Annotated in this window: 1 rRNA gene; it reads right to left on the reverse strand. The window is 51.1% G+C overall.

Annotation, left to right across the window (positions count from 1 at the left end):
* Positions 1–617: ribosomal RNA gene (locus B0920_RS25280) — 23S ribosomal RNA — on the reverse strand; the annotation flags it as partial.

Below are 617 nucleotides of genomic sequence, written 5' to 3' on the forward strand. Positions count from 1 at the left end.
CTTCTCCCGAGTTCTCTCAAGCGCCTTAGAATACTCATCTCGCCCACCTGTGTCGGTTTGCGGTACGGTCTCGTATGACTGAAGCTTAGAGGCTTTTCTTGGAACCACTTCCGATTGCTTCGCGGCATAAAGCCACTCGTCTCAACCCCTTGAATTACGTGCCCGGATTTGCCTAAGCACCTTCTATGAGTCAAGAACTAACTATTCCAACAGTTAGACAACCTTCCGCGATCCGTCCCCCCATCGCATCATACGACGGTGCAGGAATATTAACCTGCTTCCCATCAGCTACGCATCTCTGCCTCGCCTTAGGGGCCGACTCACCCTGCTCCGATGAACGTTGAACAGGAAACCTTGGGCTTTCGGCGAGAGGGCTTTTCACCCTCTTTATCGCTACTCATGTCAGCATTCGCACTTCTGATACCTCCAGCATCCTTTACAAGACACCTTCGCAGGCTTACAGAACGCTCTCCTACCATATGTCAAAGACATATCCGCAGCTTCGGTGACTGGCTTAGCCCCGTTACATCTTCCGCGCAGGACGACTCGATCAGTGAGCTATTACGCTTTCTTTAAATGATGGCTGCTTCTAAGCCAACATCCTGACTGTTTTAGCC

The organism is Massilia sp. KIM, assembly GCF_002007115.1.
Taxonomy (GTDB): Bacteria; Pseudomonadota; Gammaproteobacteria; order Burkholderiales; family Burkholderiaceae_D; genus Telluria.